General features: G+C 44.0%; 12 protein-coding genes. 9 read left to right on the forward strand and 3 right to left on the reverse strand.

Annotated elements, in window-relative coordinates; genetic code table 11:
- The first annotated feature begins 43 nt into the window (after nt 1-43).
- Both HXT45_RS03080 and HXT45_RS03085 read left to right on the forward strand, forming a co-directional pair.
- A complete protein-coding gene (locus HXT45_RS03080; protein ID WP_115761834.1) occupies nt 44-1,303 on the forward strand; it encodes a Na+/H+ antiporter NhaA in 1,260 nt (419 codons plus the stop codon).
- Between the two features lie 100 nt (nt 1,304-1,403).
- Entirely contained in the window at nt 1,404-2,249 is an 846-nt protein-coding gene (locus tag HXT45_RS03085; protein ID WP_421782231.1) for a TIGR00730 family Rossman fold protein, read from the forward strand.
- A gap of 13 nt (nt 2,250-2,262) precedes the next feature.
- On the opposite strand, the gene HXT45_RS03090 is transcribed toward HXT45_RS03085, so the two are convergent.
- Complete coding sequence (locus tag HXT45_RS03090; protein WP_421782233.1) at nt 2,263-3,450, reverse strand: succinate dehydrogenase/fumarate reductase iron-sulfur subunit; 1,188 nt, start codon at nt 3,448-3,450, stop codon at nt 2,263-2,265.
- Nucleotides 3,451-3,595: 145 nt separating this feature from the next.
- On the opposite strand from HXT45_RS03090, the gene HXT45_RS03095 reads away from it, so the two are divergent.
- From HXT45_RS03095 to era, 6 genes are all read left to right on the forward strand, one after another.
- A complete protein-coding gene (locus HXT45_RS03095) occupies nt 3,596-4,393 on the forward strand; it encodes a 16S rRNA (uracil(1498)-N(3))-methyltransferase (protein WP_421782235.1) in 798 nt (265 codons plus the stop codon).
- 125 nt (nt 4,394-4,518) lie between these two features.
- Nucleotides 4,519-4,887 (forward strand): histidine triad nucleotide-binding protein, encoded by a 369-nt coding sequence (locus tag HXT45_RS03100; RefSeq protein WP_421782237.1) that lies wholly within the window; start codon nt 4,519-4,521, stop codon nt 4,885-4,887.
- Between the two features lie 3 nt (nt 4,888-4,890).
- The gene (locus HXT45_RS03105; RefSeq protein ID WP_421782239.1) at nt 4,891-6,192 is read left to right on the forward strand and encodes a PhoH family protein; all 1,302 of its coding nucleotides are present in this window, start codon (nt 4,891-4,893) and stop codon (nt 6,190-6,192) included.
- Between the two features lie 2 nt (nt 6,193-6,194).
- Nucleotides 6,195-6,722, forward strand: coding sequence for an rRNA maturation RNase YbeY (ybeY, locus tag HXT45_RS03110; RefSeq protein ID WP_421782241.1), 528 nt, complete (start codon nt 6,195-6,197; stop codon nt 6,720-6,722).
- On the forward strand, nt 6,712-8,247 hold the full coding sequence (locus tag HXT45_RS03115; protein ID WP_421782286.1) for a hemolysin family protein: 1,536 nt from the start codon (nt 6,712-6,714) through the stop codon (nt 8,245-8,247). The genes ybeY and HXT45_RS03115 overlap by 11 nt, the downstream gene beginning before the upstream one ends.
- Nucleotides 8,248-8,256: 9 nt before the next feature.
- Entirely contained in the window at nt 8,257-9,327 is a 1,071-nt protein-coding gene (era, locus tag HXT45_RS03120) for a GTPase Era (RefSeq protein WP_421782243.1), read from the forward strand.
- 604 nt (nt 9,328-9,931) lie between these two features.
- Here era and HXT45_RS03125 read toward each other — a convergent pair.
- Together HXT45_RS03125 and HXT45_RS03130 are read right to left on the reverse strand one after the other, a co-directional pair.
- A complete protein-coding gene (locus HXT45_RS03125; RefSeq protein WP_421782244.1) occupies nt 9,932-14,323 on the reverse strand; it encodes a Tat pathway signal sequence domain protein in 4,392 nt (1,463 codons plus the stop codon).
- A gap of 883 nt (nt 14,324-15,206) precedes the next feature.
- On the reverse strand, nt 15,207-17,276 hold the full coding sequence (locus HXT45_RS03130) for an AMP-dependent synthetase/ligase (RefSeq protein ID WP_421782246.1): 2,070 nt from the start codon (nt 17,274-17,276) through the stop codon (nt 15,207-15,209).
- A gap of 392 nt (nt 17,277-17,668) precedes the next feature.
- Here HXT45_RS03130 and HXT45_RS03135 point away from each other — a divergent pair, with 392 nt between their 5' ends.
- Nucleotides 17,669-18,283 (forward strand): 50S ribosomal protein L25/general stress protein Ctc, encoded by a 615-nt coding sequence (locus HXT45_RS03135; RefSeq protein ID WP_421782248.1) that lies wholly within the window; start codon nt 17,669-17,671, stop codon nt 18,281-18,283.
- Nucleotides 18,284-18,287 lie beyond the last annotated feature (4 nt).

Raw genomic sequence — 18,287 nt, forward strand, 5'->3', positions numbered from 1 at the left:
TAAACTTAAAACTTAACTTAGAACTTATAGGAGATAATTCAGCATGTTAAAGCGCGCGTGGAAAGTGGCATGCAAAATAGCCAATAATGAGCGTACGTCTGGGTTGATTATGCTCGGATTCGCTTTAGCTGGATTAATGCTTGCAAATTTGCCATTTGCGTCGCCTATTTTTGAAGCTGTTTCTCACACGCAAATCGGAATTCCATACACCAACATTCACATGTCGATTAGCCACTGGGTTCAAGACGGTGTGCTAACTATTTTCTTCCTTACAGTTGGTTTAGACTTAAAGCACGAGCTTATTGCAGGATCTCTTAGAGACCCGCGCGCGGCAGCAATGCCAATGATTTGCGCGGTTGGCGGCATGATTGTTCCGCCGATTCTTTTTGTTGGAACTGTTACAATATTCTCGGAGTTGCACGCTGGTCAAGAGATTATGCGACTTACTTCTGGAGCGCTTCCGTCTTTAGATATGGTTCGCTCTGGTTGGGCTATTCCTACAGCAACAGATATAGCGTTCTCGCTAGCGGTTCTTGCTCTTTTTGCTAAAACGCTTCCTAAAGCATTGCGCGCATTTTTAATGACTTTGGCTACAGTCGACGATCTTCTTGGAATTGCATTAATCGCATTATTCTTCTCTTCGCTTAACGCGTGGTATTGGTTTGTAGGCGTTGTTTTATGCGGATTAGTGTGGACTATGCTTGTGCGATTAAAGCGCGTTCCATGGCCTGTTGTGGCGCTTGTTGGCTTGCTTGCGTGGGTTATGATGTATCAAGCTGGCGTTCACCCTACTCTTGCAGGCGTAATGGTTGGTTTGCTAACTCCTGCGCATCTTGTTCACGGCGAAAAGTCGCTTAGAGCTGAAAGGTATCGTCAAAAAATTCAGCCTTTGTCTTCTTTGTTTGCGCTTCCAATTTTTGCACTTTTTGCAACTGGAGTTCATTTTGAAACTTTGACTTGGCAGCTGTTCTTGTCTCCAATATTAATTGCGATTACGATTGCGCTAGTTGTTGGAAAGCCTCTTGGAATTATGATTACTGCTTGGATTGCTAAGAAAGTTATGGGCTTGCGCGTTCCAGACGATTTGCGCGTTCGCGATCTTTTTCCTACAGCATGCGCGTGCGGAATTGGTTTTACTGTGTCTTTGTTAATAGCTTCGCTTTCTTATAGCGACGCGGATCTTTCGGGCGAGGCACGATTCGGCGTACTAGTGGCGTCTATTATTGCGGCTGCTGTTTCTGGATTCTTGCTTGCAAAGCAATCGAATCATATGGAAGAAGAATTAGACGATATTGAAGAGTGATTAATAGCAATTAAAAGTGATTAAGATTGACTTTAATGCGCTTTTTAATCGCGATTATAAGACGACTAGAAAGTGACTAGAAGGTTTTAGAAGGTGACTTATGGTTTCTAATAATAATTTAGGTAATTTAGATAATTCTGGTAAATCTGATAATCCAGATAATTCCTGCGATTCGCGCTCGCAAAACACCGAACAGAATTCACCTTGGAAAGACACTTATTACAGCGGTGCCGTAATGATGCGCGGTCCAATGATTCCTAAGGAAAGCACAACGGAAACACTGTTGCAACACGATTTGCCTAACGGCGATTCGCATAATAATTACGCGTGGCAAGGCCTTGACCCTTGGCGAGTTCTTAGAATACAAGCCGAATTTATTGATGGCTTCGACGCTTTAGCAAAACTTGGATTAGCTGTTAGCGTGTTTGGTTCTGCTCGCATAAAGCCAGACGAGCCAGAATACAGTAGCGCTCGCATAATGGGCAAAGAGCTTGTAAAACGCGGTTTTGCGGTGATTACAGGCGGCGGCCCTGGAATTATGGAAGCAGCAAACCTCGGAGCTGCAGAAGCTGGTGGAACAAGCGTTGGGCTTGGAATCGAATTGCCTCACGAGCAGGGCTTAAACAAATGGGTGAATCTTGGAATGCAATTCCGCTACTTTTTTGTTCGCAAAACAATGTTCCTAAAATATTCCTCGGGAATTATTGTGTGCCCAGGCGGTTTTGGCACAATGGACGAGCTTTTTGAGTCGCTTACGCTTGTTCAAACACATAAGGTTTCTAAAATTCCTGTTGTGCTTTTCGGCAGCGAATATTGGAAAGGTCTTATGAATTGGATTGAAACTACGGTTAAAGAAAGAGGACTTATATCGTCTTTTGACCCTAGTTTGCTTGCGATTACAGACGATCCTCTAGAAGCTGTGCGAATTGCTAGCGGAGATAATTAGCTTAAGTCTTATCTTATTCTTGCTTATTTTGGCTTATTTTTCGCTCATTTATAAGCGTTGTAAGTTGCCAAATCTCTTCTCCAACGTCGATTCCGCGTGGGCATTGCCTAGAGCATGCGCGCACGGATTGGCACGCGCTTATGCCGTCGCTAGAATCCGCCAACTCTAATCTTCGATTAGTGGCGTTATCTCTAGAATCGTTAATAAATCGCGCTGCATTTATAAGCGCTGCAGGTCCAATAAACGCTTCTCCGCCTGCATAGACTGGGCAAATTCCTTCGCACACGCCGCACATTATGCAATTGCTTAAAAGCTCAAACTTTGCAAGCTGCTCTGGGTGTTGCAAAAACTCAATAATCGCAAGCTTTCCGCTGCTGTTTCTTGTTTGAACATTTTGCGCTTGCAAGTATGGCTCAAGTCTTTTAAGCTGCGCAATCATTGGGGAAAGATCGCAAATAAGGTCTCTTTGAACAGCAAAGCCAGAAAGTGGCGCAATCTCAATAATGCCAAAGCTTCCATTTTGGATTAGTGAAGATATTTCTTTAGATTGTGACTGCAGATTGTGATTTTCGGCGACTGATGTTGTGGTTGCTTGCGACTTTAGGCTACCAGTTTTTCTAAAACCGCTTGATCGAACGCCTTGAGTTTGCGTATTTTGCCTAGCGTTTTGAGCGATTGTAGCTGTGCAAAGTAAAGTTGGCATGCCGTTTACGTTTGCAGCATCCGATCCGCAAACGCCGTGACCGCAAGAGTATCTAAATGCCAAAGTGGGGTCTAGTGTGCGCTTAATTTTAAGCAAGCAGTCTAAAATAGTGTCGTTTTTGCGCGCACGAATCGTATAATCTTGAATCCAATGTTTTCCTCTTAATGGTTTAGCTTGTAAATCGCCAGAATTTTGCGCCTGGAATGGGCTGCTTTTACGCTTTTTTGCAAAAGGGCTTTCTCGGTGTCTTCTAACTAAACCAGGGGAGCTGGCGGAAGCGTTTGGTGTTGAATCGGTTGAATTGGTGCTTGAATTTGTGCTTGAATCGCAAGCAACTGCGGAATTGAAAGAATCGCAAGAATCGCCAGTAATCGATGAATCGCAAGAATCATCATCTGGCGTAAAACGAGATACGCGAAAAGTCACAAAAGCTTCATCGCTTGTAGTGCAATCTTGATTAATGGAATGCGCAAAGTTGCGTCTAAAATCGTCAACCATTTGCGCATACCTCCAATTCGTATAATTCTAGTTTGCCATAATACTTGCACAGAAATACTTGAGCGAAAATGCAGAAGTAGAAATACTTGCCCAGAATCACAGAAGTAGCAAAAATGTTGGCTGCGCCTAACGTTAGGCTTAAATTATGACAGATGCTTTGTTTTTGCTGGATACAAATAAAGACGATGCGCCCGTTCTTGCAAATGGGATTGAAGAGGGCTGGACTCTTAGCTTGCCTCAACACGTTAAAAGGCATGCAATAAGCGCAATGCGACTTTCGGATGGCGATTCGCTAGACCTTTCGGACGGAAAAGGAGTGCGAATTCACGCAACGATTACAGACAGCGAAAACGGCTTAGTTAAAGTAGATTCGTTTATAAAAGAGCCAGCGCCAACAACCAGATTAGCGTTAATTCAGGCGCTTGCAAAAACGGGTCACGACGAGCAAGCAATAGATATGGCTACGCAAATCGGAGTAGACGAAGTAATTCCTTGGTGCGCAAATAGGTCAATCTCAAAATGGAAGCCAGGGCGCACAGATAAGCGTTGGAATCAGGTGCTTGAGGCTGCTACGGAGCAATCGCGCAGAGCGTGGATGCCAGAGCTTTTAGAGCCAGTAACAAGCAAGCAGATTCTAGCGATTTGTAGGCGTGCATGTGTTTACGGAAGTCTTGTAGTTGTTTTGCATCAAGACGCAACGGATTCTTTTAGTCAAATCGAAAACTACGTAAACGACTTAACAGAAAAATGCTTAAAAGACGGCAAAACGCGCACTGTTTACGTAATTGTAGGGCCAGAAGGCGGAATTAGCGAAGAAGAAGTGCAAAGTTTTATAGATGCTGGAGCTAAAAGTTGCGTTTTAGGAAGCAATATTTTACGCGCATCTACAGCAGGGCCAGTATGCTTATCGTTGCTTTCTAGAGCGCTTGGAAGGTATGAATAGTAAGCAATTTTGCGAGCAATTTTTGAGAGCAATCTTTGCGAGCTTTGTGCGTGTTTTGTGTAAAATAGTAAATGGTGTTCGGCAATAAGAATTGCAATAAGAATTATTGAAAAGTGGGCAAAATAATGGATAAAGCATGCAAAACATACATAACTGACAAAGATTGCATTTTTTGCAAGATAATTGATGGGCAAATCCCAAGCAGCAAAGTGTATGAAGACGATGCAGTAGTGGCTTTTAACGATATTAATCCACAAGCCAAGGTGCATGTTTTGATTGTTCCGCGCAATCATTACAAGAATGTTGCAGAGCTTGCACAAAATGATTGTGATGTTTTGGCTCATATTGCATGCGTTGCGCAAAAAATTGCAAACGACTTTTATAATGGCGATTATCGCCTTGTTTTCAACACTGGTTTGGGAGCTGGTCAAACCGTGTTCCATGTTCACGCTCATGTTTTAACAGGTGAAAAACTTGAAGAAGGTAGTTTATAAATCGTGGCAAATAGTACAACGCGTATTGTTCAAATTCCAAGCGAATTAAGCCCAGTTGCTGTTTTGGGAGCAGCAGATTCAAACTTAAGAGAGTTGGAGAAGGCTTTTCCAAGCGTAGATATTTCCGTTCACGCGGATTGTGTGAAAATCGTATCTAGAAGCGCAAGAAGTGAGGAAGACGCTTGCAAAGCTGAACACGCGTTGCGCAAAATAGTTGACTGCGCTTACGAAGCTCCTGTTGATTCCTATGCTGTAAAACGCATGTTAGAAAGAGATGTGCTTAAAGGTAGTGAGCATAATGTGCGAATCGATAGGATTGGGCACAATGGCGGAGTTTTTGGCGGATTAAAGTCTTTTGGTGCTGGAGCTGGAGATGGTGCTGGCTTTGGTTCTGGCTTTGGTTCTGGTGCAATGGAAAGCGATTTTGCTCGAGATTCTGCCGATTTAATGCCATCTAGTGAAGATGCTAAAAGGCGCGCAATGAGCCGGAAAGCGCGAATGGCTAAAGGCGTTATAACTTTTGCAGGCGGAAATCCTGTTCGCGCAAAAACCGCGGGTCAAACGGCTTATGTGCAAGCAATGGAATCAAATACCGTAACGTTTGGTATTGGGCCTGCTGGTACTGGAAAAACGTATTTGGCGGTTGCTAAGGCGGTTAGAGCTTTAGAAGATGGTCGCGTGCGAAGAATAGTGTTGACGCGCCCTGCTGTAGAAGCTGGGGAAAATCTTGGATTCTTGCCTGGAACGCTAAACGACAAAGTAGACCCGTATTTAAGGCCGCTTTACGATGCGCTTTCCGACATGTTGGGCGCGCCGCAACTTAAGAGGTATATGGACGAGAACGTTGTGGAAGTGGCTCCGCTTGCGTACATGAGAGGTCGCACGCTTAATGACGCTTTTGTTATTTTAGACGAAGCGCAAAATGCTACTGTTCAGCAGCTTAAGATGTTTTTGACGCGTCTTGGATTTAACACCACAATGGTGATTACGGGAGATAGAACGCAAGTTGATTTAGCGGTTCCAAAATCTGGCTTAGCTTCGATTGAGAACGTGCTAAAAGACGTTAAAAGTATTGCGTTCGTTCACTTAAATGCGCAAGACGTTGTTAGAGCCGAGCTTGTTGGGCGAATCGTAGAAGCGTACGAAGCGTGGGAAAAGCGCGAGGCTGATTTTAAGCGCGAGAAGAATGGTGCAAAGCGCGAGGCTGGGGATGCGCGTGGAAAGTCGCAAGAAACCGAGCAATCGCAAGCAACCAACGAATCGCAAAATCTTGAATCGCAAAATCTTGAGAGGAATATCAAGTAATCATGAGTGTTGAAGTGATGAACGAAACCGTTTGGCAAATCGACCCAAAAATATTCTCCGACCTTGGAATGTGGGTTTTGCAACAAATGCTAGTAAGCGTTCAATCCGATTTGTCGATTACTTTTGTAGACCCAGAGCCAATCGCTAGTCTTCACGAAAAATGGATGAACTTAGAAGGACCTACAGACGTTATGAGCTTTCCAATGGACGAGCTGACTCCTGGAAGCGACGACAAAGTGAGTGAAGGAATGCTTGGAGACCTTGTGATTTGCCCGTGGGTGGCGGCTCAACAAGCGGCGGCGGCAGGGCATAGCACGATGGAAGAGATGCTATTGCTTACGATTCACGGAATGTTGCATTTGCTTGGATATGATCACACTACGCCTCAAGAAGAAAAGCAAATGTTTGGCTTGCAAAGGCAGCTTTTGCTAACGTTCTTTGCAGCTAGATCTGGCGAGCTTTACGACGCCACTTTGCCAGCAGGTGCCGTAAATGAGCTGGAAGAATACGAGAAAAATCATGCTAAATAACATTACAATTCCGCCGATTCCCGATTTGCCTGTGCATATGTGGGCTTGCTTGGGTGCGATTGCAATAGTCGCAGTTTTGCTTGTGTGGCTTTCGCTTGCAATGGCGGCGGCGGAAGGGGCTGTGCCAAGAGTTACAAGGTCTAGTCTTAATAATCTTATGATTGAAGAACAAACGAACGATAACGAAAGTCAAGTCGTTCGCTTGAGGAAGCTTGCTAGAATTCGCAGAGCAAAGAGGCTTATAGCAGATAGGTACGCAACGAGCGGAGCGTGCGCGTTTGTGCGAATCGTGTGTAATGTGCTGGACGGCGTGGCTTTTGCTGCAATCGCGGCAGCTCTTGGTGCGTCTTTTTGGCTAACGCTATTAATCGGACTAATAGTGGCAATGATTGTTGCAATTGTTTCTATTCTTGTGCGGCCAAGGTCTGTGGGCGCGGCTCAGCCAGTGTTTAAGCTAATGCGCTTGTCTAGAATAGTTTCGATTGCTGTTTTTATGAATCCGTTTGCAAAAATCGCAAGCCGCGGAGATTCGCAAAGTCAAAGCCAAAATCATAAGAAAAATGCTGCTCTTTCCGACGACGAAGAGTTGGAAAATATTCAATTAGATCAAGCTAAAGCGAGTATTGACAGGCTTGTAGAGGCAAATGATTTTGACCCAGAAGTTTCGGAGATGATGCGCAATGTGCTTACACTTTCCGACACGTTAACGCGCGAAATCATGGTTCCGCGAACCGATATGATTTGCGTTAAAAACGACGAAACGCTGGAAAATTTCCTAAAATTATGCTCAAGATCTGGATTTTCTCGCGTTCCTATAATTGGCGAGTCGGTTGACGATTTGGAAGGAATTGCGTATTTAAAGGATGCTGTGCGCGCAACTGTGTTTAATCCTGCTGCATCTGAGCGCGCGGTTTCTACGATTGGCCGAAGCCCAATGCTTGTTCCAGAATCCAAGCCAGTGGATGATTTGTTCCACGAAATGCAACGAATCCGCCAGCACGTTGCCGTTGTTGTAGACGAATATGGCGGAATTGCAGGGCTTGTGACGATTGAAGACGCGATTGAGCAAATTGTTGGAGAGCTAGAAGATGAGCACGACCGCACTCAGCACGCGGATCCGCAAGAGGTGAGTAAGGGTGTGTGGAAAATGCCTGCGCGCACGCCGATTGCCGATTTGGAAGATATTTTTGAAGTGCATATAGACGAAGACGATGTGGACACTGTGTTTGGGTTGCTTACTAAGTTGCTTGGAAACGTGCCGATTGTTGGGTCGAGTGCTGTGACTCGCGGCCTTAAGTTGACAGCGGTTGATTCTGCTGGGCGGCGCAAGAAAGTCTCCACGATTCTCGTTGAGCGAGATATTCAGGGTCTTAAAGATATTCAGGGTCTTAAAGAAGAAGATGATAGCGCTGGAAAGAGCGGCGGAAAGAGTGCTGGAAAGAGTGACAGCAGGAGCGAGGGCAAGAATAATGCCAAGAATGGCGATAAAGATAGTGAATCATCGCAAGTTGATGGCGATAAATAGTGTTGAATTATGAATGATATGAAAGATGTTGATGATATGAGTAATGATATGGACGATGACTATATGGACGATATGAATGACGAAATGTTTGCTAATTTAGATCCTTCTCTAAAAGCGAGCGTAGAAGTGCCTGATTTTAACGGCTATAAATCGGGATTTGTTGCTGTAGTAGGCAGGCCAAACGTTGGAAAATCAACGCTTATGAACGCGCTAATCGGAACGCAAATCGCAATTGCGTCTTCTCGACCAGAAACAACGCGCAAGGCGATTCGCGGAATTTTAACAACTCCAAACGCGCAAATGGTGTTAGTTGATACGCCAGGAATCCACAGGCCGCGCACTTTGCTAGGTCAGCGCTTGAACGATATTGTAGACGAGTCGCTTGCAGATGTTGATGCTATCGCTTTCTTGCTTCCAGCAGATCAAGAGATTGGGCCGGGAGACCGCAGGATTTTAAGCCGACTTCGCTCCGATTTTGCTAAAAGAGACGCGTCTGGAAATTGGGTGTGGAAGGTTCCGCTTATTGGAATCGTCACAAAAATTGATACGCTAAGCCGTGATGAGTTGGTGTCTCATTTGATTGAGATTCAACAGTTTGCTGATTTTACAGATATTGTGCCAGTTAGCGCGCTAGAACGCGACAATGTTGACGAAGTTAAGAAGGTTTTGATTGACAATCTTCCAGAAGGACCGAAGATGTATCCAGACGATCAGCTTAGCGAAGAGAGTCCTTCGAGCATGATTGCGGAGCTGATTCGTGGGGCTTTTCTTGAGGAACTTGACGACGAGTTGCCACATTCGCTGGCGGTTGTTGTAGATAGTATTGTGCGACCAGAAGATGAGGACTATGCGCAATATAATGATAACAAAACGCATGTGATTGTGTCGGTGTATGTTGAGCGCGATTCGCAAAAGCCGATTATTATTGGGCGCGGTGCGGAGCATCTTGTGCGCGTTAAGAAGCGTTTGCGTACTGCGGTGAATCGTATTACGGGCGCTAAAGCTGTGCTCGATTTGCACGTAAAGGTTGCAAAGGGGTGGCAGAGCGACCCTAAGAAGCTTGAGCGCTTGGGTTTCTAGCGCGACGACCTGCCTTTTCGCTTAGAGCGTGTCGCGAATCGACTTGCATGAGCGCTTAAAGCGTAGCGCGCGAATGCACTTCGATTCGCTGAGCCGCTCAAAACAGAAGCACTGCTTCTGTGCTGCAAAGCGCTTTGACTGAGCTTGAAATTGCAAAACGCATTTCAAGCTCCTTCAAAGCGTGATTTGGCTCAAGCATAAAGTCCAGTGGACTTTATGTGCCAAATCAGCCGAGCGGCTACTAATAGCCGCGAGGAATAGCGCGCTTAGACCGCGCTAACGATTTGCCAATTCGGAGCGCTGAGCTTGCTTAAGGTTGAAAGCACGGTGTGCTTTCAACGCAAGCGAAGACGTGAGCGCGCTTAGACCGCGCTAACGACACGACCTGCCTTGTAGTGCGTTTGTACCTGATTTACGGCGTGTCGTCATACAATCGCACTACACAAACACGCAGAACTGTAGTGCAATTGTACTGAATTTCAGTGTTTTTTGATACAAACGCACTACACAAAATTTGATCTTTATACATGGTAGATACAAAAAACCGCGGCAGACGAGTCAGTTAAGACCAGTCGACCGCGGTTTTTGTTTTCTTTAGTTTTGATTATGCGCGACGATGGCGAGCGAAGTAAGTGCCGCCTCCGATTGCTGCGATTCCAGCAACAACAGCCGCTATAGCTGCAACAACCTTAAGCGTAGTGCTGTTGGATGTGCTTTGTGCTCCGTTTTGTGCGTTGCCTGATGCCTGAGCGTTCTTAGAATCATCCTTAGATTCGCTCTTGGAATCATTCTTGGAGTCGTTCTTAGATTCGCTCTTTGCGGAATCCTTTGCATCGTTCTTTGCGGACTCGCTCTTAGCAGCAGAATCCTTAGCAGCATCTTGTGCTTTAGCAAGATCCTTGGCTGCAGTTTTAGCGCCAGCGGCTGCAAGCGCTGCTGCGATGCGGTTAGCGTGCGCTGCGCCTGCAACATTATTCGCCGCAACAGAATTAGCGTTCTGAGCATTTGCTCCGTTTGCACCGTTTGCTCCGTTTACGCTCTGCGATTGTGCAGCTGGAATCGTTGCATTAAATCCAAGTTGCTTGTTCCCAAACAGATTTTTAGCGTAGCCTGCAAGATACTGGTTGTAGTAGTTTTCGAATGATTCATTAGAACTCTTATTGTTGCTCGTACTGCTGCTAGTGTTATTTTGTGTTTCACTAGTTGAACCAGTATTTTGATTAGCGTTGCCTGATTCTACTTCTTTAGATGGGGTAGGAGCAGGCGCTGAATCCGTACTTGCATCATGAGACGGCACTGTTTGTGGCACTGTTTGTGGCACTGTTTGTGGCACTGTTTGTGGCACTGTTTGTGGCACTGTTTGTGGCACTGTTGGAGATTCATTATTACCACCATTATTGCCACCATTACCAGCATTTCCATTCTCTGAAGTCCCATTCAGCGAATTCACTTTCTTTAACGACTCATCTAAAGTAGAAGTAGATTTATTAAGAGACTGTTCCACTGTGTTAAGCGTCTTAAAACGAAGAATAAACATATTCTCAAGATCGTTGAAGCTTTGATTTACGGCAGCAAAAGTAGCGTTGTACCTTTCAATTACGTTATTTTTAGCTCCAGCCAAAAGCGTCTTAACTTTCTCATGCAATTCAGCAATTTTTTGCTTTGCTTGCAAAACTTGCATTTTAACGTTTTCAGCCTTTTTCTTTGCTGATTCAAATTGGCTTTGAGCTTCTTTTGTAATGCGTTGTGCTTGCTCAATAGCAGACTTTGCTTCATCAGCTTTTTGCTTCGCTTGAGCGGTTTTAGCAGCAGCATCAGATACTAGCTTAGCTGTATTTTCCTTATTGGAATCAGCCTTTTGCTTTTCATCTTTAGCTTTTTCTACTTCATTCTGTGCTTTGTTAACTTGGCTTTGAGCTTCTATAACTTTTCTGTTAGCAGAATCAATTTGTTGTCTTGCACCTTCAATTTGCTTCTGTGCTTTGTTAACTTGGCTTTTAGCTTTCGCAACTTTCTGTTCAGCTTCTTCTACATTTTTGTTTGCAAGTTTTAATTGTTTCTCTGCTTTGCTAACTTTGCTACGAGCAGAATCACGCAACCGTGTGGCATTACCAACAGTTTCATCTTGTTTCGTGACCTTCTCGTTGGCTTCTGCAAATTTAGTAGCGGTCTCATTAGCTTTGATTTGCAAATCGTCTTTAGCAGATTCGAGATTCCTTACAGATTCTTCAAACTCGCTGATTTTAGCTTGCTTTGCTTCACCAGTTAACTGAGACTGTTTCTCGGCTTCTTCTACATTTTTGCTTGCAACTTTATACTCATTCTCGTATTTCTCTGCTTCAATAGTGAGCTTTGCAAATTCTTCTTGAGATTCTTTTAACTCGTTCTTAGCGCTATCAAAATCGTATACAGCATTTATAAAAGCATCCAAGACAGTTTTATTTGCTGAGTTCTTTGCATTCGCAGCATCGATTGAGCTACTAAGAGTTTTAACCTTTCCATCTAGATGCGTGTACTTTGTTTGCCACTGCTGAGCAAGCTTTTTTGCAATAGCTGCATTTTCTTCGCTTCCCCAGTTTGCGCTAGGGTCGCCATATTTTTTAGCTTCACTATTTGCTTTTTCTTTCTCGGCTTTTACATGTTCTAATTCTTGTTCCTTTAGACCCTTAGCGCTCTTTTTGTCTGGCACATTCAAATCGTATTGTACTTTTCGAAGATTGTACTTAGCTTCAAACAAATTTGCATTTGCTTTATTTGCTTCAGCATTCAACTTTTGCAATATAGCGATTTCATCTGTATTTTCAGATGCGATTTCATCAGCTTTTTCTTGCTTTAGACTATTCTCATAATTACTAAGAAGATTCTTGTATTCGGAAACACTAATCGAAGATTCATTGCTTCCGTGCCATACGGCAACGTCTTCATTTTTTGTAACAGTTTCTTGTTTACCGCCAGAAATCTTAGGAATTTCTTGAATATATAAATCGCCTTCTGCGAAACCGCCAGCGGTTATATCTTTTCTAGCAAAAGTAGTGTAATGACCTACGGAAAGACTAAATAAATTAGTTAGCTTGCCATTTTCGTCATTTTTTTCGAATAATCTTGTGTTTGGATTTTGGCTTAATTTCATTCCAAAATCATATTGATTGTCCTTAAGGAATTGCTTGCCAGCTTCAGAAAGTTTGTTTTCAATCGTTGTATCGCCATTGAATGTGTAGAAGATTCCTTTATCTCTAGCTTCTTCATAGCGATTCTTTTCAATCGTATACCAGCCGTCTAAGGCATTCCACTTGTTGTCCGTAGGTTTAGGTTCTGTGCTTTGCGTTTTAATTTGCTTTAAGCATGAAGTTTTACCGTCATCTAGAACTTTGCAATCGTTATTTGAATATTTCATTCGACCATTTTTATGGCCGTCGTAATCACCCCAAGCAAGATTTTCTGCAGTTTTGTACGGTGTAGTGTCCATAACGCTAGCGTTATCATACTTTTCATGGTTTACTGCATGATTATTAATTGCAGCCGAGTAGAAGGAATGCACAATGCTTTCGGCAATCAAGCTTAAACGCACGTTTACATTTTGCAACGCGTTGTTATCGTTTCTTCTGTACTCGTTTAAAGCATCGTAATACTCAGCGGCTTCCTTCATGTTTTGCAAAGAGTCAGCGCTGCCAATTCTACCAAGCCCAGGTTTTACAATATCTTCATACCACGTTGGAGCTTCTATTGTTTGTGCTTCTTTATACGATTCATCTTTGAAATCTTGCCTTGGAATCACATATGATTCGCCTTTAAGAATTTTCTGAGCGCGCTCAGCGTCTGCAATAAGAGATTCGTTCTTGTTATTTTCCTTAGCTTTTTCAGTGTTAATCACATATTGCAAGAACTTGTAGAAGTCAGACTTTTTCTCTAATGAATTCTCTGTATTAGAATCATTTTTGCTTTCAGCATTGTAGACCTTTTCTGCTGCATCTGCTTTTCCTCTAAGATTGTCTAAGTTTTTGTAAGATTCAACTAGCTTTTTGTAATCACCGATTTTTTCTAGTTCTTTTTCTTTAGATTCTAGTTCTTCACTTGTTTTGTTAATTTTCTGGGTATTTGCAGTAAGCGTTTCTTTAATTTTTGTTACTTTTTCTTGAGCTTGCTTATAAACGGATTCTTTCTCTTTAGCAATTTGTTTTACTTTTTCCAAATCCGCATTACTTAAAGCAGAATCAGACTTTTTAAGTTGCTCTAACTGTGCTTGTTTTTCTTTTAATTCTGTTTCTTTGTCTTTAAGCTCATTATCTGTTTTCTTCTTTGCTTCTTCAAGAGATTTTGCGCTTTCAACTAAAGAAGTATAAGATGACTTTTCTTTTTCAAGATTTTCTTTAGCTGCGTTTAGATTCTTGTTTTCTTCATTCAGATTTGTTTTTGCTTCATCTACAGATTTTTGGGCATTTTGTAGTTCGTTTTGATTTTGTTCAAGTTGTGTTTCTGCTTGCTTCTTTGCATCTATAGCTTGTGCTTCAGTGTTTTCTGTTTGCTTCTTTGCATCATCGGCGTTAGTTGCCACTAATTGCGCATTTTCTTTATTTTTTTCGGCTTCGTCAACTCTCTTTTGAGCTGCATCTACTTTTTCTTTAGCTTCTGCATCTTGCTTCTTTGCATCCTCTGCATCTTTTTCTGCTTGATTTTTCGCTTCTATAGCTTCGGCTGCTTTTTTGGATGCGTCTTCTACTTTTTCATTTACTTTTGCAAGCTTGCTATTTGCGTTTTTAACAGTTTCATCGGCTTTGTCTATTTCTGTTTTGGTTTCTAGCTCAAGCTTTTCAGCTTCTCTTGCGAGTTCATTTGCTTTAGCTTCCTGTGGATTAGGATTCTCATGATTAGCATTAATTTCAACATTTGCATTATCTGAGTTTTGATTTACAACATCGGCATTTGCCACATTTGCCATTGCGAATAATGCCAGTGAACTTGCGCCTAAAGATATAGCTGCTGCGATTTTAGCATTCATAAAACCTCTCCTCATGTTTGATAATAGGAAATCGTTAGTTCTCGTGTTTTTGAACAAGATTTTTAGCAATTTCTTGCCGTTCGTCTTGTTTTGGAAAACATATTTTCTACCGGGGGGGGGTATCAAGTTTTCAATGCGATTTTATCAAATACCTATGGATTAACGTAAGCGAAGAAATGAGTGCTCAGAGTGTACACATGATTACACCAAACTATGTGGAGATTCGAGATTTTTCGCAGCGAAAGAGGCGTATCGTTAGCGCGGTCTAAGCGCGCTAACGCCTTCGCCGCACAGAAGCAGTGCTTCTGTTTTGAGCGGCTCAGCGAATCGAAGTGCATTCGCACGCTACGCTTTAAGCGCTCATGCAAGTCTATTCGCAGCGCCGAAGGTGGTGACTCGCCGAGAGAGCAAGAAAAATCGAGAATCTCGGTGATGAAAGCTACGCAATTGTTCTAGATATTCAGAAGGTTTGATGTATTTCTATACGAGCAATAAAAGAGGAGCGTAGCGACGGGACTTGCGAGGAGAGAAATACTCAAACCTCGCGCAACAACAGATAAAGAGAATGTGCGAGCGACATAACCTTATTTTTGTGCATAGTAGATACTAAAAAACCGCGGAAGACAAGTCAGTTATAAGACCAGTCAACCGCGGTTTTGAGTAGTTCGAGCGTAAATCGCAAGTCGATTTGCTGGCGATTAATGCCACGCTTCACATCACGATTTATGCTCGAATGCAGGTCGTCGTTCGCGCGTTACAGCGCGCTCACGTCTTCGCTTGCGTTGAAAGCACACTGTGCTTTCAACCTTAAGCAAGCTCAGCGCTCCGAATTGCCTTCGCGCTACGCTTTAAGCGCTCAGGCAGGTCGGAGCGCGCATAAGCGCTACTTCTTGCGAATCGTGTACATTTGCGTGTTAAGCAAATTAGCGTATCGGTTAATAACTCGAGGGCGAATAATCTTCATAGAAGCCGTCATCAAGCCGTTTTCTTGAGTAAACTCTTCTGGCAAAATAATGAACTTTCGCACAGATTCCGCGCGCGATACGCCCTCATTTGCAATATCCACAAACTTTTGGACTTCCGCACGCACAACCGCGTTATTTGCGGCATCTTCCATGCTCATAGTCTCGTCCAAGCCCTTGGTCTTAAGCCAGTTGCGCAAAATCTCCTCGTCTAAAGTAACAAGAGCAGATATAAATGGTCTTTTATCTCCAAGAACAAGCGCTTGAGACACAAGATCGCAACGCTTAATCACTTCTTCAATAGGGCCAGGAGCCACATTCTTGCCACCAGCAGTAATGATTAAGTCCTTCTTGCGACCAGTAATGTAAATCATGCCATCGTCGTCAATTCTGCCCAAATCGCCAGTAGCATACCATCCGTCTTCTGTAAACGAAGTCTCGGTGGCCTCTTCATTCTTGTGATATTTCTTAAACACGCAAGTGCCCTTAATTTGCACTTCGCCATCTTTAGCAATTCGCAAAGTGAAAGCTGGGAAAGCAATGCCAACGGAGCCTTCGCGGAATGGAACGCCAATAGGTGTAAATGCGCATGGGGCAGTGGTTTCCGTAAGACCGTAGCCCTCGTAAACTGGCACGCCTGCGCCGCGGAAGAACGCTAGCAGCTCTGGATCAAGCGGCGCGCCGCCAGCAACAATCCAGCGCGCGCGCCCACCAAGCGCCTGGCGAATCGGGCGGTAAACCAGTGGATCGTAAGCAGCGCGGCGAGCCTTTGTTAGCGCCTTAGCGTCTCCAGAATCCTGTACTTCCTTCATATATTGCTGAGCTGTAACAACAGCACCCTGGAAAGCAAGTCCCTTAGCGCCGTGACCTGCCTTTTGCGAAGCCGCGTTATACACTTTTTCGAGCACACGTGGAACAACAATCATAACGGTTGGCTTTGCAACTTGAAGATCGGATATAAGCGTTGTAATGCCTTGTGCAATGTAGATTCTGAGTGTGCTAGCAACAACAATATAGTTGATTGCGCGCGCAAACGAATGTGCTTGAGGCAAGAACAGAAGCACAGATCCATCAGGCTCGCTAAGTAAATCTGGCAAATAAATCGGCAAGTTTAATGCCGTTGTGCAATAATGCTCATGCGTCATTTCCACGCCTTTTGGCGCAGCCGTAGAGCCAGAAGTGTACACGATTGAGCACAAGTCGGTTTTTTTAACCGAGTCAATGCGCTCGTCTAGCTCTTCATCGCTAACAGCGTATCCAAAAGCCTGAAGTTCCGCCAATCCGCCTGTTTCTATGCAAATAATGCGCTCAAGGCTTGGGCATTCTTCGATTGCGCCATCTGCTTTTTCCTTCATATCTGTTGTTCCAACAATCAAAAAGCGCGAATCGGAGTTGTTTACAATGTTGCGAATTTGCTCGGCAGAATCAGTGTCGTAAATCGTAGCAAGCACGCCTCCGCAAGCCATAACTGCAGCGTCCGCAATATCCCACTCGTACGAGGTTTTGCACATTAACGCAACAGCATCGCCTTTGCGCAAACCGTAGTGCATTAAGCCTTTTGCGGCATCTCGCACTTCTTTAAGGAACTGATTTGCGGTTTTTGTAACCCATTCATCGTTTTCTTTGTATGTGTAAAGCGGATCGTCCCCCATGCGTGCTGCTCTATCGGCATACAAGTCGTAGATGCTTGTGCCTTCATCTAGCGGAGCGCTTCCCTCGGTTTTTGTAGTCAACAAGCCAGTTTGTGGGTCTAAGAACGTTGTGGTTGGCATCTCTGCGCCCCACTCTTCTATGCGAGGCAAATCTACGAGAGGCAGACGCGATTTTTGCGCAAGTAGCGTGTTTGTTGCTTCTTGTTTTTCTTCGACTTGCGAGTAGTTTTGGCTTCCCGAGCGATCGTCGCTAACTGGATGCGCAAAGTTGCTGCCAATTTGCAAAGCCTTGCGAGCAAGATTAAAAGCTTGCTGCTGGAGTGTGTTTAGCACGGACACGTCTGCTCCTTAATTGTGCCAATTTTGAATCATAAATTTGTGTTGCAACGTGTAATTTGTGTTACAACTTGAGTCACAAAATCAGCTTGTTTTTTTAAGCACACAATTTAATGCGCGCTTACTTCTTTTATATATGATAATAGCTTGTGTGGCTCAAGTCACTTTTTGCCTTGATATTGCCTTGATTCTGTGTTGATATTTTTTGGATAAGCGCATGTCAAAGTGTTTTTGTAGACTAGACAAGTTGCTTTGGCGAGGGAATAACACTGCGATTGTTGTGTAAGTTCCGTTATCGACTGGGCTGATGCCAATATGGTTTTCGGCGCGTCGGTGCGCCTGAAGCTGGATTTAAATAAGATTATCCGCATAATCCAGACCATAAGGAGACCGATATGGCTACAAAGATTACACTTGAAGGCAATGTGCGCAATGAATTCGGTAAGGGCGTTGCTCGCCGTTTGCGTGTTGCAAATTTGATTCCAGCAAGCATTTACGCTGGCGGTGCTGAACCTGTACACGTTACTCTTCCAATGAGGGAGACCACTCTTTCGCTTCGTCACGCAAACGCCTTGTTTACCATTAAGTTTGGTAAGGAATCGCGAATCGCAGTTGTTAAGGATGTTCAGCGCAACCCTGTTAAGCGCATTGTTGAGCACATTGACTTCTACGAAGTTAAGGCTGGCGAGAAGATTGACGTTGAGGTGCCAGTGTTTGTTGAAGGCACTCCAAAGGGTGCTGCTGTTGCATTCGTAGACGTTCAGGAGCTTAAGGTTCGCGCAGACGTTGCCAACTTGCCAGAGCGCTTGGTTGTTAATGTTGACGGCTTAACCGATGGCACCAAGGTGTTTGCTAAAGACGTTAAGCTTCCTGAGGGCGTTGTTCTCGACATGGATGGCGAAGAGTCTGTTGTTAGCGTTACCGTTCCAGAAGATGCTGCTACAGAAGAGCCAGCTGCTGCTCCTGCTGATGCTGCTGCTCCTGCTGCAGAAGCTCCTGCTGCCGAGTAAGGTT

Origin of the sequence: Gardnerella sp. DNF01199S (assembly GCF_049244155.1) — a bacterium.
Classification (GTDB): Bacteria; Actinomycetota; Actinomycetes; order Actinomycetales; family Bifidobacteriaceae; genus Bifidobacterium; species Bifidobacterium piotii.